This is a genomic window from Escherichia sp. 94.0001, from assembly GCF_013369155.2.
Taxonomy (GTDB): Bacteria; Pseudomonadota; Gammaproteobacteria; order Enterobacterales; family Enterobacteriaceae; genus Escherichia; species Escherichia coli_F.
Genome location: NZ_JABWMS020000003.1, coordinates 1 through 25,606, shown reverse-complemented (window position 1 = coordinate 25,606; position 25,606 = coordinate 1). Strand labels below are relative to the sequence as shown.

At 47.4% G+C, this 25,606-nt stretch carries 27 protein-coding genes, 1 tRNA gene and 1 pseudogene; 15 read left to right on the top strand and 14 right to left on the bottom strand.

The window, feature by feature from the left end; translation table 11 throughout:
* Positions 1–30 precede the first annotated feature (30 nt).
* Complete coding sequence (locus tag HEN33_RS02255) at positions 31–537, top strand: ferritin-like domain-containing protein (protein ID WP_176263116.1); 507 nt, start codon at positions 31–33, stop codon at positions 535–537.
* Positions 538–596: 59 nt separating this feature from the next.
* Here the strand turns inward: HEN33_RS02255 and ompW are convergent, their stop codons facing one another.
* On the bottom strand, positions 597–1,235 hold the full coding sequence (ompW, locus tag HEN33_RS02250) for an outer membrane protein OmpW (protein WP_000737226.1): 639 nt from the start codon (positions 1,233–1,235) through the stop codon (positions 597–599).
* A gap of 237 nt (positions 1,236–1,472) precedes the next feature.
* Between ompW and HEN33_RS02245 the strand changes: the two are divergent.
* From HEN33_RS02245 to yciA, 4 genes and pseudogenes are all read left to right on the top strand, one after another.
* Positions 1,473–1,562 (top strand): annotated as a pseudogene (locus HEN33_RS02245) (YkgJ family cysteine cluster protein); the annotation flags it as partial.
* A gap of 27 nt (positions 1,563–1,589) precedes the next feature.
* Positions 1,590–2,333, top strand: coding sequence for a YciC family protein (locus HEN33_RS02240; protein ID WP_000028542.1), 744 nt, complete (start codon positions 1,590–1,592; stop codon positions 2,331–2,333).
* Positions 2,334–2,362: 29 nt separating this feature from the next.
* The gene (locus HEN33_RS02235; protein WP_176263115.1) at positions 2,363–2,902 is read left to right on the top strand and encodes a septation protein A; all 540 of its coding nucleotides are present in this window, start codon (positions 2,363–2,365) and stop codon (positions 2,900–2,902) included.
* Positions 2,903–3,006: 104 nt separating this feature from the next.
* Positions 3,007–3,405, top strand: a complete 399-nt coding sequence (gene yciA, locus HEN33_RS02230) for an acyl-CoA thioester hydrolase YciA (RefSeq protein WP_000108160.1) — start codon at positions 3,007–3,009, stop codon at positions 3,403–3,405.
* 39 nt (positions 3,406–3,444) lie between these two features.
* Here the strand turns inward: yciA and tonB are convergent, their stop codons facing one another.
* Positions 3,445–4,164, bottom strand: coding sequence for a TonB system transport protein TonB (tonB, locus tag HEN33_RS02225; RefSeq protein ID WP_176263121.1), 720 nt, complete (start codon positions 4,162–4,164; stop codon positions 3,445–3,447).
* A gap of 223 nt (positions 4,165–4,387) precedes the next feature.
* Here tonB and HEN33_RS02220 point away from each other — a divergent pair, with 223 nt between their 5' ends.
* Both HEN33_RS02220 and kch read left to right on the top strand, forming a co-directional pair.
* Complete coding sequence (locus HEN33_RS02220; protein ID WP_000967595.1) at positions 4,388–4,684, top strand: YciI family protein; 297 nt, start codon at positions 4,388–4,390, stop codon at positions 4,682–4,684.
* 300 nt (positions 4,685–4,984) lie between these two features.
* Positions 4,985–6,238, top strand: coding sequence for a voltage-gated potassium channel protein (kch, locus tag HEN33_RS02215; protein ID WP_039020804.1), 1,254 nt, complete (start codon positions 4,985–4,987; stop codon positions 6,236–6,238).
* 54 nt (positions 6,239–6,292) lie between these two features.
* Here the strand turns inward: kch and HEN33_RS02210 are convergent, their stop codons facing one another.
* Positions 6,293–6,466 carry a YciY family protein gene (locus tag HEN33_RS02210; RefSeq protein ID WP_001309467.1) on the bottom strand — a complete coding sequence of 58 codons (174 nt, stop codon included), beginning with the start codon at positions 6,464–6,466 and terminating at the stop codon, positions 6,293–6,295.
* 142 nt (positions 6,467–6,608) lie between these two features.
* Here HEN33_RS02210 and cls point away from each other — a divergent pair, with 142 nt between their 5' ends.
* Entirely contained in the window at positions 6,609–8,069 is a 1,461-nt protein-coding gene (cls, locus tag HEN33_RS02205) for a cardiolipin synthase (RefSeq protein WP_000214516.1), read from the top strand.
* A 34-nt stretch (positions 8,070–8,103) separates the two neighbouring features.
* Positions 8,104–8,433 (top strand): HI1450 family dsDNA-mimic protein, encoded by a 330-nt coding sequence (locus tag HEN33_RS02200; RefSeq protein WP_000366959.1) that lies wholly within the window; start codon positions 8,104–8,106, stop codon positions 8,431–8,433.
* Positions 8,434–8,485: 52 nt separating this feature from the next.
* Here the strand turns inward: HEN33_RS02200 and oppF are convergent, their stop codons facing one another.
* The 5 genes from oppF to oppA form a co-directional block, all read right to left on the bottom strand.
* Positions 8,486–9,490, bottom strand: a complete 1,005-nt coding sequence (gene oppF / locus HEN33_RS02195; RefSeq protein ID WP_000994905.1) for a murein tripeptide/oligopeptide ABC transporter ATP-binding protein OppF — start codon at positions 9,488–9,490, stop codon at positions 8,486–8,488.
* Positions 9,487–10,500 (bottom strand): murein tripeptide/oligopeptide ABC transporter ATP-binding protein OppD, encoded by a 1,014-nt coding sequence (gene oppD, locus HEN33_RS02190; RefSeq protein WP_032184011.1) that lies wholly within the window; start codon positions 10,498–10,500, stop codon positions 9,487–9,489. The genes oppF and oppD overlap by 4 nt, the downstream gene beginning before the upstream one ends.
* Positions 10,501–10,511: 11 nt before the next feature.
* Positions 10,512–11,420, bottom strand: a complete 909-nt coding sequence (oppC, locus tag HEN33_RS02185; protein WP_000979659.1) for an oligopeptide ABC transporter permease OppC — start codon at positions 11,418–11,420, stop codon at positions 10,512–10,514.
* A gap of 14 nt (positions 11,421–11,434) precedes the next feature.
* Positions 11,435–12,355, bottom strand: a complete 921-nt coding sequence (oppB, locus tag HEN33_RS02180; protein ID WP_000911112.1) for an oligopeptide ABC transporter permease OppB — start codon at positions 12,353–12,355, stop codon at positions 11,435–11,437.
* A gap of 85 nt (positions 12,356–12,440) precedes the next feature.
* Positions 12,441–14,072 (bottom strand): oligopeptide ABC transporter substrate-binding protein OppA, encoded by a 1,632-nt coding sequence (gene oppA, locus HEN33_RS02175; RefSeq protein WP_176263114.1) that lies wholly within the window; start codon positions 14,070–14,072, stop codon positions 12,441–12,443.
* A 418-nt stretch (positions 14,073–14,490) separates the two neighbouring features.
* Here oppA and HEN33_RS02170 point away from each other — a divergent pair, with 418 nt between their 5' ends.
* Positions 14,491–14,652 carry a hypothetical protein gene (locus HEN33_RS02170; protein ID WP_176263113.1) on the top strand — a complete coding sequence of 54 codons (162 nt, stop codon included), beginning with the start codon at positions 14,491–14,493 and terminating at the stop codon, positions 14,650–14,652.
* A 157-nt stretch (positions 14,653–14,809) separates the two neighbouring features.
* Here HEN33_RS02170 and ychE (HEN33_RS02165) read toward each other — a convergent pair whose 3' ends face one another.
* Both ychE (HEN33_RS02165) and ychE (HEN33_RS26245) read right to left on the bottom strand, forming a co-directional pair.
* The gene (gene ychE / locus HEN33_RS02165) at positions 14,810–15,457 is read right to left on the bottom strand and encodes an NAAT family transporter YchE (RefSeq protein WP_000616773.1); all 648 of its coding nucleotides are present in this window, start codon (positions 15,455–15,457) and stop codon (positions 14,810–14,812) included.
* A gap of 30 nt (positions 15,458–15,487) precedes the next feature.
* On the bottom strand, positions 15,488–15,541 hold the full coding sequence (ychE, locus tag HEN33_RS26245) for a protein YchT (RefSeq protein ID WP_211180492.1): 54 nt from the start codon (positions 15,539–15,541) through the stop codon (positions 15,488–15,490).
* Positions 15,542–15,933: 392 nt separating this feature from the next.
* On the opposite strand from ychE (HEN33_RS26245), the gene adhE reads away from it, so the two are divergent.
* On the top strand, positions 15,934–18,609 hold the full coding sequence (gene adhE / locus HEN33_RS02160) for a bifunctional acetaldehyde-CoA/alcohol dehydrogenase (protein ID WP_000301634.1): 2,676 nt from the start codon (positions 15,934–15,936) through the stop codon (positions 18,607–18,609).
* 302 nt (positions 18,610–18,911) lie between these two features.
* Here the strand turns inward: adhE and tdk are convergent, their stop codons facing one another.
* Positions 18,912–19,529: a thymidine kinase gene (gene tdk, locus HEN33_RS02155; RefSeq protein WP_000068076.1), complete on the bottom strand. Its 618-nt coding sequence runs from the start codon at positions 19,527–19,529 to the stop codon at positions 18,912–18,914.
* A gap of 603 nt (positions 19,530–20,132) precedes the next feature.
* Between tdk and hns the strand changes: the two genes are divergently transcribed.
* Positions 20,133–20,546, top strand: a complete 414-nt coding sequence (gene hns / locus HEN33_RS02150; protein ID WP_001287378.1) for a histone-like nucleoid-structuring protein H-NS — start codon at positions 20,133–20,135, stop codon at positions 20,544–20,546.
* 143 nt (positions 20,547–20,689) lie between these two features.
* Here the strand turns inward: hns and galU are convergent, their stop codons facing one another.
* From galU to rssA, 3 genes are all read right to left on the bottom strand, one after another.
* On the bottom strand, positions 20,690–21,598 hold the full coding sequence (gene galU, locus HEN33_RS02145) for a UTP--glucose-1-phosphate uridylyltransferase GalU (RefSeq protein ID WP_000718995.1): 909 nt from the start codon (positions 21,596–21,598) through the stop codon (positions 20,690–20,692).
* A gap of 201 nt (positions 21,599–21,799) precedes the next feature.
* Entirely contained in the window at positions 21,800–22,813 is a 1,014-nt protein-coding gene (gene rssB / locus HEN33_RS02140; RefSeq protein ID WP_000193447.1) for a two-component system response regulator RssB, read from the bottom strand.
* A gap of 91 nt (positions 22,814–22,904) precedes the next feature.
* Entirely contained in the window at positions 22,905–23,810 is a 906-nt protein-coding gene (gene rssA / locus HEN33_RS02135) for a patatin-like phospholipase RssA (RefSeq protein ID WP_001226476.1), read from the bottom strand.
* Between the two features lie 112 nt (positions 23,811–23,922).
* On the opposite strand from rssA, the gene HEN33_RS02130 reads away from it, so the two are divergent.
* From HEN33_RS02130 to HEN33_RS02120, 3 genes are all read left to right on the top strand, one after another.
* Entirely contained in the window at positions 23,923–24,381 is a 459-nt protein-coding gene (locus tag HEN33_RS02130) for a YchJ family protein (protein WP_001602321.1), read from the top strand.
* Positions 24,382–24,430: 49 nt separating this feature from the next.
* On the top strand, positions 24,431–25,273 hold the full coding sequence (gene purU / locus HEN33_RS02125) for a formyltetrahydrofolate deformylase (protein WP_000555849.1): 843 nt from the start codon (positions 24,431–24,433) through the stop codon (positions 25,271–25,273).
* Between the two features lie 160 nt (positions 25,274–25,433).
* Positions 25,434–25,518: transfer RNA gene (locus HEN33_RS02120), tRNA-Tyr, on the top strand.
* Positions 25,519–25,606: the final 88 nt, after the last annotated feature.

The window sequence follows — 25,606 nt, the reverse complement described above, 5'->3', positions numbered from 1 at the left end:
TTTTAGTCATTTTATAAAGAGGACATTTTCATGAATCGTATTGAACATTATCATGACTGGTTACGTGACGCCCACGCAATGGAAAAGCAAGCAGAATCTATGCTTGAATCCATGGCCAGCCGCATAGATAATTATCCTGAGCTACGCGCTCGTATTGAACAACATGTTAGTGAAACCAAAAACCAGATTGTACAACTGGAAACTATTCTTGATCGTAATGACATTTCACGCTCAGTCATTAAAGATTCTATGAGTAAAATGGCTGCACTTGGGCAGTCAATCGGTGGTATATTCCCTTCTGATGAAATAGTCAAAGGCTCTATTAGCGGATATGTCTTCGAGCAATTTGAAATCGCCTGTTATATCTCACTCTTAGCAGCAGCAAAAAATGCCGGTGATACAGCCTCAATTCCGATTATCGAAGCGATTTTAAATGAGGAAAAGCAAATGGCCGACTGGCTAATTCAGCATATTCCGCAAACAACGGAGAAATTTTTAATTCGCTCTGAAACTGATGGCGTAGAAGCGAAGAAATAATACCCTTTATACCATGTCCTTATTGACCCCGTATATTACGGGGTCGTTTTTGTGCGGAATTAAAAACGATATCCTGCTGAGAACATAAACACCCACGGATCAAGACGTACGCTATCGTGTTGCTGTGCACCGCCCAGTTTATAATTGGCAGTGGTATCAATATCCATGTACCAGACTGACATGTTAACCAACCAGTCACGGTTAATCAGATAATCAACCCCCACCTGCCCGGCAGCTCCCCAGGAGTCTTTCAGACTGAGATCGGAAAGCCCCGCCTCTTTGCCATGATCGTTGAATCCATTATCAAAGAAGGTGGTGTAGTTAATACCTGCACCAACGTAAGGACGGAATTTGCTGCTGGCATCACCAAAATACCACTGCGCCATCAGTGTTGGCGGCAGATGATGAACGGTTGCAATATCACCGGTCGCCCGGGTACCGATTTTATGGCGGAACGGCGTAGCTGCCAGTAATTCCACACCAATGTTGTCGGTCGCCATATAAGTAAACGTCAGGCCCAGTTGAGTGTTATTGGTTACGCTAAATCCACCCAGACTTCCTAATGTACCACCAGCACCTTCTGTTGGACGTACAGTTGCAGAACCTGCACGCATAAAAAACTCGCCTGCTTCATGCGCAAAGGCACTGCCAGAAAGAAGAGTTGTTACTGCCAAAGCCGCCACTGTTAACTTTTTCATATCCGCTCCGTCGTTATGGTTATAAAAACGTGACGAATATACCCACATTGGAGTAACAAATGATCCTACACAGATCACATTATATATGATAATTCACCCTTTATTGATCTGGATTAATTTAGAAGTTGCACTGTGAATCCTGGTTAATGTGATTTAAATCAATTCCTATATATTTCACTACGCAAACATTAACTCGCTCGCCACTTGCTGCGGTTTGCCCATAGCTTAGACCCGCAATTACCTCCGCTTTACAAAGATATGCTTTTCCATACAAGACCTGATGCTGCCACCCGAGGCTTAACCAGGGTACAATTGCCCGCTAATTAACACCTGCATAAAACTCAAGGAGAGTGCATGTCTATCACGGCGCAGTCCGTATACCGTGACACCGGAAATTTCTTCCGTAATCAATTTATGACCATTCTGTTGGTATCGTTGCTATGTGCGTTTATCACAGTGGTGTTAGGGCATGTTTTCTCACCCAGTGATGCACAGCTTGCTCAGCTCAATGACGGCGTGCCCGTTAGCGGCAGTAGTGGGTTGTTCGACCTGGTTCAGAATATGTCACCTGAACAGCAACAAATTTTGCTGCAGGCTTCAGCGGCGTCCACTTTTTCAGGATTAATCGGTAACGCCATTCTCGCCGGAGGCGTAATATTAATTATCCAGCTGGTGTCTGCGGGTCAGAGAGTCAGTGCGCTTCGAGCTATTGGTGCCAGTGCGCCGATATTGCCAAAGTTATTTATTCTGATTTTTCTGACTACCCTTTTAGTACAGATTGGCATCATGCTGGTGGTCGTTCCGGGAATTATCATGGCCATTTTACTGGCTCTGGCACCGGTGATGTTGGTACAGGACAAAATGGGCATTTTTGCCTCGATGCGTAGCAGTATGCGGCTGACATGGGCGAATATGCGTCTGGTGGCACCCGCAGTACTGAGCTGGTTGCTGGCAAAAACACTGTTGCTGCTTTTTGCCTCTTCTTTTGCCGCATTAACCCCGGAAATTGGTGCCGTACTGGCGAACACTTTGAGCAACATGATTTCAGCCGTACTGCTCATCTATCTGTTCCGCCTGTATATGTTGATTCGCCAATAACCTTAAGCATTTGATTACGGAATCGTAAAATGAAGCAGTTTCTTGATTTTTTACCGCTGGTTGTCTTTTTCGCGTTTTACAAGATTTATGACATCTATGCGGCTACTGCGGCGCTGATCGTCGCCACGGCGATTGTGCTTATATATAGCTGGGTTCGCTTTCGTAAAGTTGAGAAGATGGCCCTGATCACTTTTATTCTGGTGGTCGTCTTCGGTGGCTTGACGCTGTTCTTCCACAATGATGAGTTTATTAAATGGAAGGTTACTGTCATTTATGCCCTGTTTGCAGGTGCCCTGTTAGTCAGCCAATGGGTGATGAAAAAGCCGCTAATTCAGCGGATGCTGGGTAAAGAACTCACGCTGCCGCAACCGGTATGGTCGAAGCTGAATCTGGCCTGGGCTGTTTTCTTTATCCTTTGCGGTCTGGCAAACATCTACATCGCATTCTGGCTGCCGCAAAATATTTGGGTCAACTTTAAAGTGTTTGGCCTGACCGCTCTTACCTTAATCTTCACATTGTTAAGCGGTATCTATATCTACCGCCACATGCCGCAGGAAGATAAATCCTAACCAGACTGCCAGTCCTTCGGGGCTGGCACTGTATCTCCTCTGTTCTCCTCAGGAAAATCATAGTAGCATCGCGCCTGTGATTTTCCTTTTAAGTCGGTTTTACCATGTCTACAACACATAACGTCCCTCAGGGCGATCTTGTTTTACGTACTTTAGCCATGCCCGCCGATACCAATGCCAATGGTGACATCTTTGGTGGTTGGTTAATGTCACAAATGGATATTGGCGGCGCTATTCTGGCGAAAGAAATTGCGCACGGTCGCGTAGTGACCGTGCGGGTTGAAGGAATGACTTTCTTACGACCGGTTGCGGTCGGCGATGTGGTGTGCTGCTATGCACGCTGTGTCCAGAAAGGGACGACATCGGTCAGCATTAATATTGAAGTGTGGGTGAAAAAAGTCGCGTCTGAACCCATCGGGCAACGCTATAAAGCGACAGAAGCATTATTTAAGTATGTCGCGGTTGATCCTGAAGGAAAACCTCGCGCCTTACCTGTTGAGTAATAGTCAAAAGCCTCCGGTCGGAGGCTTTTGACTTTCTGCTTACTGTATTTCGGTGGTGCCGTTAATTTTAAACAGGATATTCACCACAATCCCACTGCCTGGCTTACCCGGCTCATAACGCCATCTGCGCATCGCATTTTTCACCTCACGCTCAAACATGTTCGCAGGCTTGGCTGAGAGGATTTGCACGTTATCCACGCGACCATCCGACGTGACATCAAATTTAACTTTAACCTGCCCTTCAATGCGCAATGCCTGTGCTCGTGCCGGATACTGCGGCTGATTGCGACTTAATGCGCGTGGTCCTGAAGCCACACTTGTAACCGGCTTGCTGGTTGCAGCCGTCGCCGTACTTGATGTCGGGCGCGCGGGTGCCGTATTTTCAAACGGTGATGCCGGACGCGATTCTACGGGTTTGACATCGCGTTTTGGCTGCTCCTGTACCTTTTTCACCGGCTTCGGTTTTGGCTTAGGTTTCGGCTTAGGCTTTTCAATGACCACCGGTGCTTCTTTTGGCGGTTCAGGGATCGGCTCAGGTTCCGGTTCTGGCTCTACCACCGGCTCCGGTGGCGGCTGAACGGCTTGTGGCGGTTCGAGATCCGCAGGCGCAACCATCGTGACAGAAATTGGCTGCGCAGGCGCAGGTAGTTCAATAACCTGATGTACCGAGGTATAGAGCAGACCCGCCACAACAGCACCATGAATGCAGACCGAAAGTAACGTCGGCCAGGGGAAGCGGCGAGGTAAATCAAGGGTCATTGAAGTCATAATCATTTCAGTAGAAAAACCAGGCCTCGATTTTAAATGCAAATAGCAATCATATTCAATAAGGCAAGACGATCAGGATCAGTGAAAATGTCATTTTTGGCGTAATTGACCTTACTTTATGCATGGTCTTAACAAAGGCATCATCTTTCCGTTGCAGATCTTCGCCCTTTCAAATAACGTACTTTACAACTTTCCCGAACAAGGAGTTGTGCCCGTGTTGTATGTTATTTACGCTCAAGACAAAGCTGATAGCCTCGAAAAACGCCTTTCCGTTCGTCCGGCACATTTAGCACGTTTACAGTTACTGCATGATGAAGGTCGATTGTTGACCGCCGGTCCAATGCCAGCAGTAGACAGTAACGATCCAGGGGCTGCGGGATTTACTGGCTCAACTGTTATTGCTGAATTTGAATCGCTGGAAGCAGCTCAGGCCTGGGCCGATGCTGACCCGTACGTAGCGGCAGGAGTCTATGAACACGTTTCAGTGAAACCATTTAAGAAAGTGTTCTGAATAGAGATTCAATATTTAAGGGCACGGTTTTAGCAACCGTGTTCTAGTTTGGCCTTTCCTTATAGGTCGGTCAGTGCATTCACCCCCACAAGCAGATAATAACTTTATCTGTATTTCTTTATATGATGTGAGCATATTCAGGAAAAATGCCCTTTCCTGACGCAGAGTTGCTCACTCAAAACCTTTGATTACTTCAGATAAAGTCATCTACTATTGTTTAACACATTCACGTGCTGCATGTATGTTCAGAAAATGTGCACGTTGAGATAATTAAACAAAATTGTGGTTACAGAGGTATCAGTGAGTCACTGGACTACATTCAAACAAACAGCAACAAATTTATGGGTGACCCTACGGCACGACATTCTCGCGCTGGCCGTCTTTTTAAATGGATTGCTTATTTTTAAAACAATCTATGGTATGTCGGTCAATTTGCTTGATATTTTCCATATCAAAGCCTTTTCAGAGTTAGATCTCTCCTTGCTGGCAAATGCCCCACTCTTTATGCTCGGCGTCTTTCTTGTCCTGAACTCCATTGGCTTACTGTTCCGGGCAAAGCTCGCATGGGCAATCAGTATCATTTTGTTGCTGATAGCGCTAATTTACACCCTGCATTTTTATCCCTGGCTGAAATTTAGTATTGGATTTTGCATTTTTACGCTGGTGTTTTTGCTGATACTGCGCAAAGACTTCTCCCACAGTAGCGCCGCAGCCGGGACAATTTTCGCATTTATTAGTTTCACGACGTTACTGTTTTACTCCACCTACGGAGCGCTTTATTTAAGCGAAGGTTTTAATCCGCGAATAGAAAGTTTGATGACCGCGTTCTATTTTTCGATAGAAACCATGTCAACTGTCGGCTATGGCGATATTGTCCCTGTTTCTGAATCAGCACGATTGTTCACTATTTCGGTCATTATTTCCGGCATTACCGTTTTTGCCACCTCCATGACTTCAATTTTTGGTCCGCTTATCCGCGGGGGATTCAACAAACTTGTAAAAGGAAACAATCATACAATGCATCGTAAAGATCATTTTATTGTTTGCGGGCATTCGATTCTCGCCATCAATACGATTCTGCAACTGAATCAACGCGGACAAAATGTAACGGTTATCAGCAACTTGCCTGAAGATGATATCAAGCAACTTGAGCAACGCTTAGGTGATAACGCTGATGTTATCCCCGGTGACAGTAATGACAGTTCAGTATTAAAGAAAGCAGGAATCGATCGATGCCGGGCCATTCTGGCGCTGAGTGATAACGATGCTGATAACGCGTTTGTTGTACTCTCGGCAAAAGATATGAGCAGTGATGTCAAAACAGTTCTCGCCGTCAGTGATAGCAAAAACCTGAATAAGATTAAGATGGTACATCCGGATATCATTCTCTCGCCGCAACTGTTTGGCAGCGAAATTCTGGCACGAGTTTTAAATGGTGAAGAGATTAATAATGATATGCTCGTTTCAATGTTGTTGAACTCCGGTCATGGCATTTTCAGCGATAACGATGAACAAGAAACGAAAACTGACAGCAAAGAATCGGCGCAAAAATAGAGTTTGAAGACGAAAGGGCAAACTTATTGGGCACCGCAATGGTGCCCAGAACATTTAGATATTGTAGATCGCAAACAATAACGAGTTACGCTGTTTGTTTAGAATGCACTTCCTGATGCTGTGGATACGCATATTTCGGCGCGACTGCCCCTCAAGCCAACGCGATTTACGTCGGCTAGCCTGACGCTGCATGCGCCAGCGCCCCACTTCCGTTCTACTCCGCTTCATGTTAACTACTCTATGCAATAACAGAATGGTCATTATACCCCCGCCCCCGACGCTGACCAGTGCTTTTCCCGCGTTTTTATTTGCCAGATGAATCCATATGCGTAAACTCATAACAATGCGCTTTCAAAAGGATTTCTAATCTATGACAACCGTTTATACGTTGGTGAGTTGGTTGGCCATTCTGGGATACTGGTTGCTCATTGCAGGCGTAACTTTACGCATTCTAATGAAACGACGCGCAGTTCCCTCCGCGATGGCCTGGCTGTTGATTATTTACATTCTGCCGTTAGTCGGAATTATTGCCTATCTTGCCGTTGGCGAGCTCCATTTAGGCAAACGCCGCGCTGAGCGCGCCAGAGCGATGTGGCCTTCCACCGCAAAATGGCTTAACGACCTTAAAGCCTGTAAGCATATCTTCGCCGAAGAAAATAGCAGTGTCGCTGCGCCACTATTCAAGCTTTGTGAGCGTCGTCAGGGGATCGCTGGGGTCAAAGGGAATCAGCTGCAACTGATGACCGAGTCAGATGATGTGATGCAGGCGTTAATCCGCGACATCCAGCTCGCTCGCCATAATATCGAGATGGTGTTTTATATCTGGCAGCCCGGCGGCATGGCGGACCAGGTGGCTGAATCATTAATGGCCGCTGCGCGACGCGGCATTCATTGCCGATTGATGCTTGACTCCGCCGGCAGTGTGGCTTTTTTCCGCAGCCCGTGGCCCGAGCTAATGCGTAATGCCGGTATTGAAGTGGTCGAAGCCTTAAAGGTCAATCTGATGCGTGTGTTTTTACGCCGTATGGATCTGCGCCAACATCGCAAGATGATCATGATCGATAATTACATCGCGTACACCGGCAGCATGAATATGGTCGACCCTCGCTACTTCAAACAGGATGCGGGTGTAGGGCAATGGATTGATCTGATGGCGCGTATGGAAGGTCCCATCGCCACCGCGATGGGGATTATATATTCCTGCGACTGGGAGATTGAAACCGGGAAACGTATTCTGCCGCCACCACCAGATGTCAATATTATGCCGTTTGAGCAGGCCAGCGGTCACACCATTCACACAATTGCCTCTGGCCCCGGCTTTCCGGAAGATCTCATTCACCAGGCATTACTGACTGCGGCTTATTCGGCACGTGAATATTTGATCATGACGACGCCCTACTTTGTGCCCAGCGATGATTTACTTCATGCGATTTGCACGGCGGCGCAGCGCGGGGTGGATGTCAGTATTATCCTTCCGCGAAAAAATGATTCAATGCTGGTTGGCTGGGCCAGTCGCGCGTTCTTTACGGAACTGCTGGCTGCTGGGGTTAAAATTTATCAGTTTGAAGGCGGGTTATTGCATACCAAGAGCGTGCTGGTCGATGGCGAATTAAGTCTGGTTGGTACCGTTAACCTTGATATGCGTAGTCTGTGGCTGAATTTCGAGATTACCCTGGCAATCGACGATAAAGGGTTTGGTGCTGACCTCGCCGCCGTTCAGGACGATTATATTTCGCGTTCTCGTCTGCTCGATGCCCGTTTATGGCTAAAACGCCCATTATGGCAACGTGTCGCCGAGCGACTGTTTTACTTCTTCAGCCCGTTGCTGTAAAACGTCGCCAACAGAGGTTAAACAGGTAGTGACTATGGATATGGATCTAAACAATCGCCTGACTGAAGATGAAACGCTTGAGCAGGCCTACGATATTTTTCTCGAACTGGCTGCCGACAATCTCGATCCAGCTGATGTTCTGCTGTTCAATCTTCAGTTTGAAGAGCGCGGCGGCGCGGAGTTATTCGATCCGGCAGAAGACTGGCAGGAACATGTTGATTTCGATTTGAACCCGGACTTTTTTGCCGAAGTGGTGATTGGTCTGGCGGACAGTGAAGATGGTGAAATCAACGATGTTTTCGCCCGCATTCTGTTATGCCGCGAAAAAGATCACAAACTGTGCCATATCATCTGGCGGGAATAAATAATCGCTTTCGGCGTGAAAAAGGGCTGACAACTGTCAGCCCTTATTTTGTTTAAAGCGGATCGACTTTCAGGCAAGACACGGCGTGTCTGAAACTCCCCTCCAGCACAGGACGTGTTTTGGCACACTCTGGACCGGCAATCGGGCAACGGGTACGGAAAACACAACCGGAAGGCGGGTTGATCGGCGACGGTAATTCCCCTTCCAGTAACTGGATAGTTTTGTTCTTCTCCAGATCCGGATCAGGTATGGGGACTGCCGACATCAATGCCCTGGTGTAAGGATGTAGCGGATTGTGGTAGACCTCATCATAGGTCCCCAGTTCTACCGCATGGCCGAGATACATCACCAGCACACGATCGGAAATGTGTTTTACCACGGCCAGGTCGTGAGCGATAAAAATTAATGACAATCCCATCTCGCGTTGCAGCTGCTGGAGCAGGTTGACCACCTGCGCCTGAATTGACACGTCCAGCGCCGACACCGGCTCATCACAGATAATCAGCTTCGGTTCAAGAATAAGAGCACGAGCAATCCCGATACGCTGGCACTGCCCACCAGAGAACTCATGCGGATAGCGGTTAATCAGGTTAGGCAATAACCCGACTTTCAGCATCATCGCCTTCACGCGCTCGCGAACTTCCTGGCGTGACATTTTCGGATGATAAGTACGCAGTGGTTCAGCGATGATCTCGCCGATGGTCATACGCGGGTTAAGCGATGCCAATGGATCCTGGAAAATCATCTGAATATCACTGCGAACGGCACGCCATTCATCGGGCTTCATGCCCAGCAACTCTTTACCTAACCAGGCAACATGACCGTCGGTCGCTTTAACCAGGCCAATGATGGCGCGAGCAAAGGTGGACTTACCGCATCCCGACTCCCCTACCACACCTAATGTTTCCCCTTCATACAGGCGAAGAGTTACACCATCTACGGCTTTGAGCGTTTTCGGCGGTTGCCAGAACCACTGTTTGCCATCTTTGATTTCAAAGTGCACTTTCAGATCGGCGATTTCGAGGAGGACTTTTCTTCCTTCGGTTACAGCATTCATAACAGTTCCTCCACCGGTTTAAAGCAAGCACGCAAACGGCCAGGCGTAAACTCTTCCAGCGGCGGTGCGCTACTACAAATTTCCATCGCATGCGGACAACGTGGCTGGAACGGGCAACCTTTCGGTAATCGCAACAGGTTTGGCGGATTACCCGGGATGGTCAACATTGTTTCACCTTCCGCATCGAGACGCGGCACCGCGTTGAGTAAACCGATAGAATAAGGATGAACGGGTTGATAAAAGACATCGCGCGCGTTGCCATATTCCATCGTGCGCCCGGCGTACATGACCAGCACTTTGTCGCAGATCCCTGCCACCACGCCAAGATCGTGGGTGATCATAATGATGGCGGTATTAAATTCCCGCTTCAGTTCATTCAATAGCGTCATGATCTGCGCCTGTACGGTGACGTCCAACGCAGTAGTGGGTTCATCAGCAATCAGCAGCTTAGGTCGACATAGCAATGCCATCGCAATCATGACTCTTTGACGCATGCCGCCAGAAAATTCATGCGGAAACATCTTCATGCGTTTACGCGCTTCCGGCATTTTTACCGCATCGAGCATCCGCACCGACTCTTCAAACGCCTCAGATTTGCTCATGTTCTTATGCAACATCAGCACTTCCATCAACTGCTCACCGACGCGCATATAGGGATTCAACGAAGTCATCGGATCCTGAAAAATCATTGAGATTTGTTCAGCACGCAGTTTATTGAGTTCACGCTCTGGCAAATTGAGGATTTCACGCCCATTGAAGGTTGCCGATCCGCCAATACGTCCGTTGGCGGCCAGCAGGCCCATCAACGCAAATGCAGTTTGCGATTTACCCGAACCAGACTCACCTACAATGCCCAGCGTTTCTCCGGCACGTAGGGAAAAATTCAAATCATTGACCGCCGTGACGTCGCCGTCCGGGGTACTAAAGGTGACACGCAAATCTTTCACGTTCAGCAGTGCGTCAGCCTGTTGTTGTGCGAGCGGCACAGTTGCAGTTTCAATTACGCTCATGGCTGCACTCCTTAACGATCTTTCGGGTCGAGGGCATCACGCAAGCCATCGCCGATAAAGTTGAAACAAAATAGCGTCACCACGAGGAATCCCGCTGGGAACAACAGTAACCATGGAGAGACTTCCATCGAGTTCGCGCCATCACTCAGCAATGCGCCCCAGCTGCTTAACGGCTCTTGCGTCCCCAACCCCAGGAAGCTAAGGAAAGATTCAAAGAGGATCATGCTGGGCACCAGTAGCGATGCGTAGACCACCACCACACCGAGTACGTTCGGTACAATGTGGCGAATAACAATGCCCGGCGTCGATACACCGCCAACTTGTGCCGCCTCAATAAACTCTTTACGCTTCAGACTCAGGGTTTGCCCACGCACAATACGAGCCATATCCAGCCAGGAAACCATGCCAATCGCCACGAAAATCAGCAGGATGTTTTGACCGAAAAAGGTCACCAGCAAAATGACGAAGAACATGAATGGGAAGGAGTTGAGGATTTCCAGCAGACGCATCATTACCGAATCCACTTTACCGCCCAGATAACCGGAAAGCGAACCATAAAGTGTCCCCACGACCACTGCCACCAGTGCCGCAGCAACACCGACCATGAGTGAGATACGCCCGCCAATCGCAACACGCACAAGCAGGTCGCGACCGGATGAGTCAGTACCAAAGTAGTGACCGGACTCCATATCTGGGGCGCTGGACATCATCGCCCAGTCAGTATCGTCATAGGCAAACTGCGAAAGCATCGGTGCCAGGATTACAAATAACGCGATTAGCACCAGCACTATCAGACTGGCAACCGCCGCACGGTTATGCATAAAACGTCGACGTGCGTCCTGCCACAAGCTGCGCCCTTCGACCTCCAGCTTTTCACTGAAATTTTCCAGCGTCTCGCTGTTTTTCTTACTTAACATCATCGCGAGCTCCAGTATCAGTAACGGATTTTCGGGTCGATAACCGCATATAGCACATCGACAATGGCATTAAACAAAATGGTTAACGCGCCAACCAGAATGGTCAGACTTAACACTAAGGAATAGTCACGATTCAATGCGCCATTAACGAACAATTGCCCAATCCCCGGTAAACCATAAATGGTTTCGATGACCATAGAACCGGTAATAATGCCGACAAATGCAGGGCCCATATAGGAGAGCACGGGTAACAGAGCAGGTTTTAATGCGTGGCGTAAAATGATCCGCCGCATAGGTAACCCTTTCGCCCGGGCAGTACGAATAAAGTTGGAGTGTAATACTTCAATCATAGAGCCACGGGTAATACGCGCAATACTGGCGATATAGGCGAGTGACAACGCCACCATTGGCAGTATCATGAATTTAAGCGCACCACCATTCCAGCCACCGCCCGGCAGCCAATGCAAAATGATCGCAAATATCATGACTAATAATGGCGCAACCACAAAACTGGGGATAACAACCCCGGTCATTGCCAGCCCCATGACGGTATAGTCCCATTTGGTGTTTTGTTTTAATGCGGCAATAACGCCAGCACTAACACCCAGTATTACCGCAAGGAAAAATGCTGCGGCTCCCAGTTTGGCAGAAACGGGAAAACTGGATGCAACCAGGTCGTTGACCGAATAATCTTTATATTTAAACGATGGACCGAAATCGCCATGCGCCAGTTGTTTCAGGTAGCTGAAATACTGTGTCATGATCGGATCATTAAGATGATATTTCGCTTCGATATTGGCCATCACTTCTGGCGGTAAAGTACGTTCGCCGGTAAAAGGGCTTCCCGGCGCGAGGCGCATCATGAAGAACGAAATAGTAATAAGAATAAATAGCGTCGGAATCGCTTCCAGACAGCGACGTAGAATAAATTTTAACATTGCCCTACCTTCTGGCCTGTGCCTTCTGTAATGCGATAAAAATCAGACACCGTGGAGCAGGACACTCCTGCCCCACGTATTGCCATTAGTGCTTCACAATGTACATATTCCGGGTGTAGGTATTATCCAGCGGATCTTTGCCGGTATAGCCACCAACCCACGGTTTCACCAGACGCGCATTCACGTAGTAATAAACAGGAACAATGGCCGAATCCTTATCCAGCTGTTGTTCTGCTTTAGTGTACAGAGCTGTGCGCTGCGCCTCGTCAGTCGCTTTCAGCGTTTCCGCCATAATGCTGTCAAAGGCCGGGCTCTTATAATGCGCGGTATTCATCGAGCTGTTCGACAGCATGGTGTTCAGGAAGGAAGTTGGTTCGTTGTAGTCTGCACACCAGCCTGCACGGGCCACATCAAAAGTGCCCTGGTGACGGGTGTCGAGGAACGTTTTCCACTCCTGGTTAACCAGTTTGACGTTTACACCAATGTTTTTCTTCCACAATGAAGAGGCAGCAATCGCCAGCTTTTTATGCAGATCGGAGGTGTTATACAACAGGTTGATGGTCAACGGTTTGTCTGCGGTATAACCCGCTTCAGCCAGCAGTTTTTTCGCTTCTTCGTTACGTTTTTCCTGGCTCCAGCCAAACCATTCCGGCTGAGTCAATTTTGCGCCATCAGTATACGGTGGAGTGTAACCATAGGCGGGCATGTCACCCTGCGCTTTCACTTTATTAACAATGATATCGCGGTCCATACCCAGTTTCAGTGCGGTACGCACACGCACATCGTTAAATGGCGGTTTCTGGTTGTTAATTTCGTAATAATAAGTGCACAGGTATGGATCAACGTGAACTTCGTCCGGGATCTCTTTTTTCAGCTTCTGGAACAATTCGATCGGCATGTTGTTATAAGTCATGTCGATTTCACCACTACGGTAGCGATTGACATCGGTAACTTCAGAAGCAATAGGCAAATAGGTTACCTGGTTAATAACGGTTTTCGCGTTGTTCCAGTAGGTCGGGCTGCGTTCAAGAATGATTCGTTCGTTTACGACCCAATCTTTTAAGGTATAGGCACCGTTGGTGACGATATTACCAGGCTGGGTCCATTTTTCGCCGAATTTCTCGATAGCGGCTTTTGGCACCGGTGAAGTTGATGGGTGAACAAGTAATTTATAGAAGTACGGAACGGGTTCACTTAAGGTGACTTCTAGTGTGTGATCATCAATAGCTTTCACGCCGAGATCGGTAATCGGTTTTTTCCCTTCAAGAATTTCATCAATACCGGCGATATGCCCATATTGCAGATAACTGGCATACGGAGAAGCCGTGTTCGGATCAACAGAACGTTGCCAGCTATACACAAAGTCTTGTGCTGTGACTGGCGTGCCATCAGACCATTTCGCATCTTTACGCAAATGGAAGGTCCAGACTTTCGCGTCTTTATTATCCCAGGATTCAGCGACGCCAGGTGCCGGATGACCGTCAAGATCGCTGACCAGTAAGCCTTCAAACAGGTCTCGGCTGATATTAGACTCCGGAACACCTTCAATTTTATGCGGATCTAATGACTGAACTTCTGAACCATTGTTACGTACCAGCGTTTGTTTTTCCGCCAGTGTGACGCCTGCGGGTACATCAGCTGCCAGCGCGACATTCCCTGCCATAAGCGCAGCCAGAACGCCAGCTGCTACTAAACTTCTCTTGGTGATGTTGGTCATTGTTTTTTGGACTCCCTCATTATAATTACTGGTATTAACCAGCATGTGTAATCCCGGATTGGGACCCTGCACAGGCTCGGAGACTTTCTGCTGTCAGGTTACTTTATCGTTACGGATTGCTATCACCGACTTTATTTATTCTGGTGATTCAGACGATCACCTTATGTCGATTCGTACTGTGTCTCCCCTGTCGAGACACATTGATTCTTTTGCGACGCTCTTTAATTGTTAATTATTCTCATTACCAATAAAAATCGCCTGGCGGTTGGTCGGAAAGTACCAAATGCGCTTCTTACTCGCCAATACATTTTGCAAAATTGTTAAGCAATTCTCTTTTATTGACAGTGTCAGAATCTACAGCGCGCGTCCATGCTTTAACAAACATCTTTCGATTCAATCAAATAGAGAACTGTTAAGCATGTCTATCTTTTCTGGCTATAGATTAAGTCGTGAAATACACAATAATTTAACAATTGATTATTATTTAGCACTTTCCTCTACCAAAGGCAGTGGAATTACTAATATCATTTCAATTATTCTTCAGCAAGCCCAGGATTATGATGTGGCGAAAATAACATGATGGTGAGGAGAAGCAGTTAAGGAAATCCTTATAACTAACTGTAATTTGAGAAGAATATTTTTACCTATTCCTTTTGCTTTTGATAACTGCGCGGGAACAAAGTAAAAATAATGACGAAGTAAACGGAGCATGGCAGCTCCGTTTCATTTGAAAGGAATTAATTAAGCAAGCCGGGGAAAATCCCCTTAATACCAGTAACGATAAATTCAATCCCCAATGCCATCAGCAATAGCCCCATAATACGCGTAATCACGTTGATGCCGGTCTGGCGTAAAACCCGTACCAGCCACGGTGCCATGCGGAACAATCCCCAGCAACATAAAGCGAACAAAGCAATAGCCACAAAGAAACCAAACAGATAGCTAATGCTGTGATAACGCGTACCCCAGACGATGGTAGAACTGATCGCCCCTGGCCCCGCCATCAACGGCAACGCCAACGGCACCACACCAATGCTTTCACGTACCGCGGTTTCTGATTTTTCTTGCTTGTTCTGTTTATCCTCGCCAAGCTTGCCGCTGATCATCGACATCGCTATTGTCACCACCAGGATGCCACCGGCGATACGGAATGAATCAATTGATATACCAAAAAGTTGCAGAATCGTGTCGCCGAGAAAAAGCGAGATCCACAAGATAATGGCCACAGACAGGTTGGCTGTAAGGTTCGTTTTGTTTCGCGCTGCCGCTGTCTGATAACTGGTCATGCTGATAAAGACGGGAATAATCCCTACCGGGTTGACCAGCGCAAATAACCCGATGAAAAATTTGAAGTAAACGGGAAAATCAAAAAGGGTCTGAATCACGGTTAGCTCCGAAGCAAAAGCCGGATAATGTTAGCCATAAATAAGGTTAAAAAGACGCGCTGACAATACGCCTTTTGACAGCATTTTTCACCTCCTAACTACTTAAAATTGCTATCATTCGTTATTGTTATCTAGTTGTGCAAAACATGATAATGTAGCCAACAAATCATACTACAATTTATTAACTGTTAGCTATAATGGCGAAAAGCGATGCTGAAAGGTGTCAGCTTTGCAAAAATTTGATTTGGATCACGTAATCAGTACCCAGAAGTGAGTAATCTTGCTTACGCCACCTGGAAGTGACGCATTAGAGATAATAACTCTAATGTTTAAACTCTTTTAGTAAATCACAGTGAGTGTGAGCGCGAGTAAGCTTTTGATTTTCATCGGTTAAGCAAATCATCACCGCACTGACTATACTCTCGTATTCGAGCAGATGATTTACTAAAAAAGTTTAACATTATCAGGAGAGCATTATGGCTGTTACTAATGTCGCTGAACTTAACGCACTCGTAGAGCGTGTAAAAAAAGCCCAGCGTGAATATGCCAGTTTCACTCAAGAGCAAGTAGACAAAATCTTCCGCGCCGCCGCCCTGGCAGCTGCAGATGCTCGAATCCCACTCGCGAAAATGGCCGTTGCCGAATCCGGCATGGGTATCGTCGAAGATAAAGTAATCAAAAACCACTTTGCTTCTGAATATATCTACAACGCCTATAAAGATGAAAAAACCTGTGGTGTTCTGTCTGAAGACGACACTTTTGGTACCATCACTATCGCTGAACCAATCGGTATTATTTGCGGTATCGTTCCGACTACTAACCCGACTTCAACGGCTATCTTCAAATCGCTGATCAGCCTGAAGACCCGTAACGCCATTATCTTCTCCCCGCACCCGCGTGCAAAAGATGCGACCAACAAAGCAGCTGATATCGTTCTGCAGGCTGCTATCGCTGCCGGTGCTCCGAAAGACCTGATTGGCTGGATCGATCAACCTTCTGTTGAACTGTCTAACGCGCTGATGCACCACCCAGACATCAACCTGATCCTCGCGACCGGTGGTCCGGGTATGGTTAAAGCCGCATACAGCTCCGGTAAACCAGCTATCGGCGTAGGCGCGGGTAACACTCCAGTCGTTATCGATGAAACTGCTGATATCAAACGTGCAGTTGCATCTGTACTGATGTCTAAAACCTTCGACAACGGCGTAATCTGTGCTTCTGAACAATCTGTTGTTGTAGTTGACTCTGTTTATGACGCGGTACGTGAGCGTTTCGCTACCCACGGCGGTTACATACTGCAGGGCAAAGAGCTGAAAGCAGTTCAGGACGTTATCCTGAAAAACGGCGCACTGAACGCAGCTATCGTTGGTCAGCCAGCCTATAAAATTGCTGAACTGGCAGGCTTCTCTGTACCAGAAAATACCAAGATTCTGATCGGTGAAGTGACCGTTGTTGATGAAAGCGAACCGTTCGCACATGAAAAACTGTCCCCGACTCTGGCAATGTACCGTGCTAAAGATTTCGAAGACGCGGTAGAAAAAGCAGAGAAACTGGTTGCTATGGGCGGCATCGGTCATACCTCTTGCCTGTACACTGACCAGGATAACCAACCGGCTCGCGTTGCCTACTTCGGTCAGAAAATGAAAACGGCCCGTATTCTGATCAACACCCCGGCGTCTCAGGGTGGTATCGGTGACCTGTATAACTTCAAACTCGCACCTTCCCTGACTCTGGGTTGTGGTTCCTGGGGTGGTAACTCCATCTCTGAAAACGTTGGTCCGAAACACCTGATCAACAAGAAAACCGTTGCTAAGCGAGCTGAAAACATGTTGTGGCACAAACTTCCGAAATCTATCTACTTCCGCCGTGGCTCTCTGCCAATCGCGCTGGATGAAGTGATTACTGATGGCCACAAACGTGCGCTCATCGTGACTGACCGCTTCCTGTTCAACAATGGTTATGCTGATCAGATCACTTCCGTACTGAAAGCAGCAGGCGTTGAAACTGAAGTCTTCTTCGAAGTAGAAGCTGACCCGACCCTGAGCATCGTTCGTAAAGGTGCAGAACTGGCAAACTCCTTCAAACCAGACGTGATTATCGCGCTGGGTGGTGGTTCCCCGATGGACGCCGCGAAGATCATGTGGGTCATGTACGAACATCCGGAAACTCACTTCGAAGAACTGGCGCTGCGCTTTATGGATATCCGTAAACGTATCTACAAGTTCCCGAAAATGGGCGTGAAAGCGAAAATGATCGCTGTCACCACCACTTCTGGTACAGGTTCTGAAGTCACTCCGTTTGCGGTTGTAACTGACGACGCTACTGGTCAGAAATATCCGCTGGCAGACTATGCGCTGACCCCGGATATGGCGATTGTCGATGCCAACCTGGTTATGGACATGCCGAAGTCCCTGTGTGCTTTCGGTGGTCTGGACGCAGTAACTCACGCCATGGAAGCTTATGTTTCTGTACTGGCATCTGAGTTCTCTGATGGTCAGGCACTGCAGGCACTGAAACTGCTGAAAGAATATCTGCCAGCGTCCTACCACGAAGGATCTAAAAATCCGGTAGCGCGTGAACGTGTTCACAGTGCAGCAACTATCGCGGGTATCGCGTTTGCGAACGCCTTCCTGGGTGTATGTCACTCAATGGCGCACAAACTGGGTTCCCAGTTCCATATTCCGCACGGTCTGGCAAACGCCCTGCTGATTTGTAACGTTATTCGCTACAACGCGAATGACAACCCGACCAAGCAGACTGCATTCAGCCAGTATGACCGTCCGCAGGCTCGCCGTCGTTATGCTGAAATTGCTGACCACCTGGGTCTGAGCGCACCGGGCGACCGTACTGCTGCTAAGATCGAGAAACTGCTGGCATGGCTGGAAACGCTGAAAGCTGAACTGGGTATTCCGAAATCTATCCGTGAAGCTGGCGTTCAGGAAGCAGACTTCCTGGCGAATGTGGATAAACTGTCTGAAGATGCATTCGATGACCAGTGCACCGGCGCTAACCCGCGTTACCCACTGATCTCCGAGCTGAAACAGATTCTGCTGGATACCTACTACGGTCGTGATTATGTAGAAGGTGAAACTGCAGCGAAAAAAGAAGCCGCTCCGGCTAAAGCTGAGAAAAAAGCGAAGAAATCCGCTTAATAAGTAGCGCTGTCTGGCAACATAAACGGTCCCTTCTGGGGCCGTTTTTTTGTTTTACCCAAAGCAACTTTCCCATAAACCGACAGCATTTGCCTTCATCATATTTACGGCGATGTATAACGCCTACACACAGCGATATTGTACTTTACAGGTCACAAGTCAACGTCACTGTAAAAGCGATCTGTGAGGGGTATAGTGGCGTTAAAGAACTGTCGAGAAGGGTATATACACCGGATGAAGTGCGTAAAATGAACTGACAGGATAAAAGCGCCCTGCTCACCCTGTCAGTAAAGAAATTCTTATTAATCGTGGCGATGCCTTTCCTGAATAGCCGTTAATGAGCCGACTTCTAACGCCTCTTTATAGTGTTTGCGGCATACAGAAACGTAGCGTTCATTACCACCAATAACCACCTGCTCACCTTCGTTATAAGGTCTGCCTGCTTGATCAAGACGCAGCACCATGCTTGCTTTACGGCCACAAAAACAGATGGTTTTTAATTCAACCAGTTTGTCGGACCATGCCAGTAAGTATTGGCTGCCAATAAATAATTCACCTCGAAAATCGGTACGTAAACCATAACAAAGTACGGGTATATCGAGTTGATCTACAACCTCCGATAATTCATATACTTGTTGTCTGGTTAAAAACTGGCATTCATCAACCAGTACGCAATGAATTGCCTGCTGTTCATGTTCCGCACGAATCTCATCAAATAATGATGAATTTTGGTTAAATAATTTTGCAGGCGATGACAAACCTATACGCGAGCTGACTTTCCCGGCACCAAAGCGATCATCAATTTCTGCCGTATATACGACAGTGCGCATGCCGCGTTCCTGGTAATTGTATGAAGATTGCAACAATGCTGTAGACTTACCCGCATTCATTGCGGAATAGTAGAAATATAGCTGTGCCATCAGCCACAGGCCCTCAATGATATGAATTAAAGTTGGCTGGAGTTTATCATAATTCGTCAGTTTTTCAGCTCAACAGTATGCATAGAAGTGGTATATGCGTTCTCCCTTACGAAGCCTTGCATAATCCTTCTGAGCTATCATTACAACTGCCTCGCTTGTTATAAGCGGGTAAATGACTGCTGGTAACTATTCACAATCTTTAACCTGTTGCGCAAGTAATAGCCCTCTGTTGACCTCCTGGAGATAGTGCAATACTAAGTCCCTGCTCTTATTGCGACTGTTCTACTTTTCATCATTCGCTTAATAGGGAATTCTCGTAAACACGACTAATACAGAAGACTGAAAGGTCGTCAGCCTACGATAATCTCCCCATAAAATGTGACATGAATCAGGAAGTTTTAACCTCATGTGCTGCGAAATCATCGGCGCAAATAGGGCTATATGCCGCGTCTTTTCTGGCTAATTTTATGAAAAGATATTTATTGGCGGCACAAAATAAAGAACAATTTTGAATTCCTTACATTCCTGGCTATTGCACAACTGAATTTAAGGCTCTATTATTACCTCAACAAACCACCCCAATATAAGTTTGAGATTACTACAATGAGCGAAGCACTTAAAATTCTGAACAACATCCGTACTCTTCGTGCGCAGGCAAGAGAATGTACACTTGAAACGCTGGAAGAAATGCTGGAAAAATTAGAAGTTGTTGTTAACGAACGTCGCGAAGAAGAAAGCGCGGCTGCTGCTGAAGTTGAAGAGCGCACTCGTAAACTGCAACAATATCGCGAAATGCTGATCGCTGACGGTATTGACCCGAACGAACTGCTGAATAGCCTTGCTGCCGTTAAATCTGGCACCAAAGCTAAACGCGCTCAGCGTCCGGCAAAATACAGCTACGTTGACGAAAACGGCGAAACTAAAACCTGGACTGGCCAGGGTCGTACTCCAGCTGTAATCAAAAAAGCAATGGATGAGCAAGGTAAATCCCTCGACGATTTCCTGATCAAGCAATAATCTTTTGTAGATGACACTTGCTTAAAATCCCGCCATTGGCGGGATTTTTTATTGTCCGGTTTAAGACAATTTAATAAGAATAAGCTATAAAAAAACGGCGTCGATTGCTCAACGCCGTTTCGTGGATAACACCGATACGGAAGTTACTTCTTAATGCCCATCTCTTCTTCAAGCCAGGCTTTAAATTCCGTGCCAAGGGTGTTATGACGAATACCGTATTCAACGAAGGCCTGCATGTAACCTAATTTATTACCGCAGTCATGGCTCTTCCCTTTCATATGATAGGCTTCCACCGTTTCTTTTTCGATCAGCATATCAATTGCGTCGGTGAGCTGAATTTCATCACCAGCACCCGGAGGGGTTTTTGCCAGCAACGGCCAAATATCCGCGCTAAGAACGTAACGACCCACAATAGCGAGATTAGACGGCGCAACATCCGCTTTTGGTTTTTCAACCACGCCAACCATCGGTACGCTTTCACCCGGCGCTAATTCAACGCCTTTGCAATCCACAACGCCATATGCGGTCACATCAGCAACCGGTTCAACCATGATCTGGCTATGACCCGTTTCATCAAAGCGGCGGATCATCTCTGCCAGGTTATCCTGTGACAAATCGGATTCATATTCATCCAGAATAACGTCAGGCAAAATAACAGCCACAGGTTCATCACCCACTACCGGGTGAGCACACAATACCGCGTGTCCCAGGCCTTTCGCCAGCCCCTGACGAACTTGCATAATAGTCACGTGCGGCGGACAAATAGACTGCACTTCATCAAGAAGTTGACGTTTTACACGTTTTTCCAGCATTGCTTCCAGTTCAAAACTGGTATCAAAGTGGTTTTCAATAGAGTTTTTAGATGAGTGAGTAACCAGCACAATTTCAGTAATGCCAGCCGCAATACATTCATTCACGACGTATTGAATTAATGGCTTATCGACAAGTGGCAGCATCTCTTTCGGGATGGCTTTCGTCGCCGGCAACATCCTGGTTCCTAATCCCGCAACGGGGATAACGGCTTTTTTGACTTTCGTATTAATGGCAGCCATTTAAATTCTCCTGGACTGTTCGTGTTTTGAACGTGTTCATATTTCTGTATCGCATCCCAGTATATCAGCACCCCGAAGGGGCTAAGTTCTGAAAAGGAGGCGAGTTAGCATAATTAAGACAATTACTTATACGAATGGCGACGATAGTACCACCAGCCGACATTAGCAGGTAATGCAAATTTAGCCCGCGTTATCGTTTGCTCATTCTGCAGACAACATCAAGCGAAGCCGACCACCGGTTCCCCATATTTGGCATTGCCAGGCATCGCATCGCTGGCTCAATTGATTCAAATAAGCGTTACCTAAAGTGCCTAACGGAACACCATTACTGATTTGCACCTGGTGTTCGCCAGTATTTAACGTCGCATTCAGACCCGCAGAAACCAGAATGAGATTTTTCAGTTCGCGATGATAATAGCCAACTAATAGCGGAAACTGCCCCGGCAGATTGGCCTGACGGAGTAAATGGTTTACCTGCTTCAATAACGCGCCCAACTCTGGCAACCGTTGATTTTGATGTGCAAGCTGTTCCTGTAATAATCCGTTAAACAATGCGCGTAATAACAAGGCAGCAAGTACGCCATTATGTCCAGCTCTGGTGACATCAAGGCAATAAAATGCCAGATCGTTTTCCGAAAGTGCGGCAATATCAAGCACCAGGCCGGGTTTGTCCGCGGCAACCAATTGACGATAATTAACCCGGCAATGGGAAATCACCTGCTGAACCGGCGGTTGCAATTCCTGTAATAATTTCGCCGCTGCGGCAGGGTTATCAACCATTGCATCCCAGTCTCGAAAAAGCCTCTCCTCTTCCTCAACGCGGGAATTAAACATGCTGGGATAGAGACAGGCAAAAACCATCTCGCGCAAGCGATTCAGATCTTTAACTGGTTTCAGCAAAACATCTTCAACGCCCAGACGTAACGCTTTGGCAATATCTGCCATATTTTCAGTGGCAGATATCACCAGAACCGGTGTCTGGTCACCTCTGTTGCGTATATGTTCCAGCAGTTTAAGCCCGTTCATTCGTGGCATCGCGATATCACATATCATCAGGTCTGGAGTGAAACCTCCCAGCAACTCAAGGGCATCCACCCCATCAGCCGCCAGTACCGTTGTCGCTCCCAATGAGGAAAACCACGAATCCAGAAGCGAGCGAAATACCTGCTCATCTTCAACAATGAGAATCTGTTTTCCGACCAATGGCTGCGTCATGTTCTCTCCCCTGACTGGCTTTACTCAATAGTGGCATGCTATTGCCACCTGCGCCTGTCAGAATTAACTTAAGTGTAGATAAAAATTCTGGTCAAATGTTGGTGCGTACCAACGGCAAAAGTTCGTCCATTTTCTTTTCCACTGCCAGCTGCCCAGCTGCAATGGCAGCGTGCGCGCGATGGAAATCAAGCGTAGATATTTGCGGGCAAACAGGTTGAATCAGAATATCGGGCGGATCACCTGCCATGCGGTTCCTTTTAAGGCGGTTCTCCAGCACCTGGATAGAAGTGGTCATAATCTCTGTTGCCGTTGGCGCTGTCACCGCCCGACGTGTCGTTATGCTGCCCAACCTTTCTTTCAGACGCGCATGCCACGGCAGAGAATCACCATTCTCGCTATTTTCTTCACTGACATTAAAGGAGAGCAGATCTTGTTGCATCAAATGAGCATCGTGCTGCAGGTCGACCGCTATCACAATATCAGCACCCAATGCACGCGTGAGCGAAATAGGAATTGGGTTAACTACTGCCCCATCAACCAGCCAGTAGCCGTTATGCGCAACGGGTGCCATTAGTCCTGGAATACTGCATGATGCACGAATAGCAAGATGGAGATCGCCTTCAGTAAACCATAATTCGCGCCCAGTACTTAAATTGGTGGCAACAGCCGCGAAGCGACGGGAACAATTTTCGATCTCTGTTTCCGGCATTATTTCGCGATATTGATTGAAGACACGCTCGCCGCGCAGTAACCCACCGCGCTGCCAGGAGAGATCCATCAGGCGTAAAACATCCCAATAACTGAAAGAGGTTACCCAATCTTCCAGCGCAGATAATCGATCGCATGCATAGGCCGCGCCCACCAGCGAACCAATTGAGCATCCTGCAACGATATCAATTTCAATACCCACTTTTTTTAGCGCATTAATAACGCCAATATGCGACCAACCTCTCGCCGCGCCAGATCCCAGCGCCAGCCCTATTTTTATCTTTCTCATTATTCCCGCAAGATTCCCCTGGAATGCAATCGTAGCAACATCGCTACTGCTCGGTTAACATAGTGCTACTCAGGCGGTTAATACGCCGTTATTGTTTCCAGGGAGATTATTTGTGTCTCAGCTTTGTCCCTGTGGTAGTGCTGTCGAGTATAGCCTATGTTGCCACCCTTATGTGTCTGGTGAAAAGGTTGCACCTGATCCAGAACATCTCATGCGTTCGCGTTACTGCGCTTTTGTGATGCAAGACGCAGATTATTTAATAAAGACCTGGCATCCATCTTGTGGAGCGGCGGCGTTACGTGCCGAATTGATTGCCGGATTTGCGCATACTGAATGGTTGGGATTGACCGTATTTGAACATTGTTGGCAGGACGGCGACAATATCGGATTTGTCAGTTTTGTTGCTCGATTTACCGAAGGTGGCAAAACAGGTGCAATAATTGAACGTTCGCGATTTTTGAAAGAAAACGGTCAATGGTACTATATTGACGGTACACGTCCGCAGTTTGGCCGCAACGATCCCTGCCCTTGTGGTTCAGGTAAAAAATTTAAAAAGTGCTGCGGCCAATAATGGTTGACGGTACGGTTTAGCAAACACTCTCAACAAGGTTTTTCCAGCAATGCATTCACTCCAACGTAAAGTTCTGCGTACTATTTGTCCGGACCAAAAAGGTCTGATCGCACGTATTACCAATATTTGCTACAAGCACGAGTTAAATATCGTGCAGAACAATGAATTTGTTGATCACCGTACCGGGCGTTTTTTTATGCGCACGGAACTGGAAGGAATTTTTAATGATTCCACCCTGCTGGCGGATCTCGATAGCGCATTGCCAGAAGGCTCCGTGCGTGAACTGAATCCCGCCGGTCGTCGCCGGATAGTGATTCTGGTCACTAAAGAGGCGCATTGCCTTGGCGATTTGTTGATGAAAGCCAATTACGGCGGCCTGGATGTCGAAATCGCGGCAGTTATTGGTAACCACGATACTTTACGTTCTCTGGTTGAGCGTTTTGATATTCCGTTTGAGCTGGTAAGTCATGAAGGATTAAGTCGCAACGAGCACGATCAAAAGATGGCGGATGCCATTGATGCTTATCAGCCTGACTACGTGGTGCTGGCGAAGTATATGCGGGTATTAACGCCAGAGTTCGTAGCACGCTTCCCGAATAAGATCATCAATATTCACCATTCATTCCTGCCAGCGTTTATCGGCGCACGTCCTTATCACCAGGCCTATGAACGTGGCGTGAAGATTATTGGCGCAACCGCTCACTATGTGAATGACAATCTGGACGAAGGTCCAATCATCATGCAGGACGTTATTCATGTCGATCATACCTACACAGCTGAAGATATGATGCGCGCAGGTCGTGACGTCGAGAAAAACGTCTTAAGTCGCGCACTCTACAAAGTACTGGCGCAGCGCGTCTTTGTTTACGGTAATCGGACGATTATTCTTTAATCGCCAGCAAAATAGAACTGGTTGCCTTTAATCCGTTACGGATGAAAATTACGCAACCAGTTCATTTTTCTCAACGTAACCCTTTACAGCGGCGTGTCATTTGATATGATGCGCCCCGCTTCCCCACAAGGGAGCAGGCCAGTAAAAAGCATTACCCCGTGGTGGGGTTCCCGAGCGGCCAAAGGGAGCAGACTGTAAATCTGCCGTCATCGACTTCGAAGGTTCGAATCCTTCCCCCACCACCATCTCAAGCATTACATCAAAATTTGAATTATCCCTGGTGGGGTTCCCGAGCGGCCAAAGGGAGCAGACTGTAAATCTGCCGTCATCGAC

Coding starts and splice junctions, on each gene's coding strand:
- oppF (WP_000994905.1), bottom strand. CDS start 9,490: ATGAATGCTGTAACCGAAGGAAGAAAAGTCCTCCTCGAAATCGCCGAT.
- cls (WP_000214516.1), top strand. CDS start 6,609: ATGACAACCGTTTATACGTTGGTGAGTTGGTTGGCCATTCTGGGATAC.
- oppA (WP_176263114.1), bottom strand. CDS start 14,072: ATGACCAACATCACCAAGAGAAGTTTAGTAGCAGCTGGCGTTCTGGCT.
- oppD (WP_032184011.1), bottom strand. CDS start 10,500: ATGAGCGTAATTGAAACTGCAACTGTGCCGCTCGCACAACAACAGGCT.
- hns (WP_001287378.1), top strand. CDS start 20,133: ATGAGCGAAGCACTTAAAATTCTGAACAACATCCGTACTCTTCGTGCG.
- yciA (WP_000108160.1), top strand. CDS start 3,007: ATGTCTACAACACATAACGTCCCTCAGGGCGATCTTGTTTTACGTACT.
- HEN33_RS02255 (WP_176263116.1), top strand. CDS start 31: ATGAATCGTATTGAACATTATCATGACTGGTTACGTGACGCCCACGCA.
- HEN33_RS02170 (WP_176263113.1), top strand. CDS start 14,491: ATGTCTATCTTTTCTGGCTATAGATTAAGTCGTGAAATACACAATAAT.
- rssA (WP_001226476.1), bottom strand. CDS start 23,810: ATGAGAAAGATAAAAATAGGGCTGGCGCTGGGATCTGGCGCGGCGAGA.
- HEN33_RS02235 (WP_176263115.1), top strand. CDS start 2,363: ATGAAGCAGTTTCTTGATTTTTTACCGCTGGTTGTCTTTTTCGCGTTT.
- oppC (WP_000979659.1), bottom strand. CDS start 11,420: ATGATGTTAAGTAAGAAAAACAGCGAGACGCTGGAAAATTTCAGTGAA.
- galU (WP_000718995.1), bottom strand. CDS start 21,598: ATGGCTGCCATTAATACGAAAGTCAAAAAAGCCGTTATCCCCGTTGCG.
- purU (WP_000555849.1), top strand. CDS start 24,431: ATGCATTCACTCCAACGTAAAGTTCTGCGTACTATTTGTCCGGACCAA.
- HEN33_RS02200 (WP_000366959.1), top strand. CDS start 8,104: ATGGATATGGATCTAAACAATCGCCTGACTGAAGATGAAACGCTTGAG.
- HEN33_RS02210 (WP_001309467.1), bottom strand. CDS start 6,466: ATGAAGCGGAGTAGAACGGAAGTGGGGCGCTGGCGCATGCAGCGTCAG.
- rssB (WP_000193447.1), bottom strand. CDS start 22,813: ATGACGCAGCCATTGGTCGGAAAACAGATTCTCATTGTTGAAGATGAG.
- adhE (WP_000301634.1), top strand. CDS start 15,934: ATGGCTGTTACTAATGTCGCTGAACTTAACGCACTCGTAGAGCGTGTA.
- ompW (WP_000737226.1), bottom strand. CDS start 1,235: ATGAAAAAGTTAACAGTGGCGGCTTTGGCAGTAACAACTCTTCTTTCT.
- HEN33_RS02240 (WP_000028542.1), top strand. CDS start 1,590: ATGTCTATCACGGCGCAGTCCGTATACCGTGACACCGGAAATTTCTTC.
- oppB (WP_000911112.1), bottom strand. CDS start 12,355: ATGTTAAAATTTATTCTACGTCGCTGTCTGGAAGCGATTCCGACGCTA.
- tdk (WP_000068076.1), bottom strand. CDS start 19,529: ATGGCACAGCTATATTTCTACTATTCCGCAATGAATGCGGGTAAGTCT.
- tonB (WP_176263121.1), bottom strand. CDS start 4,164: ATGACCCTTGATTTACCTCGCCGCTTCCCCTGGCCGACGTTACTTTCG.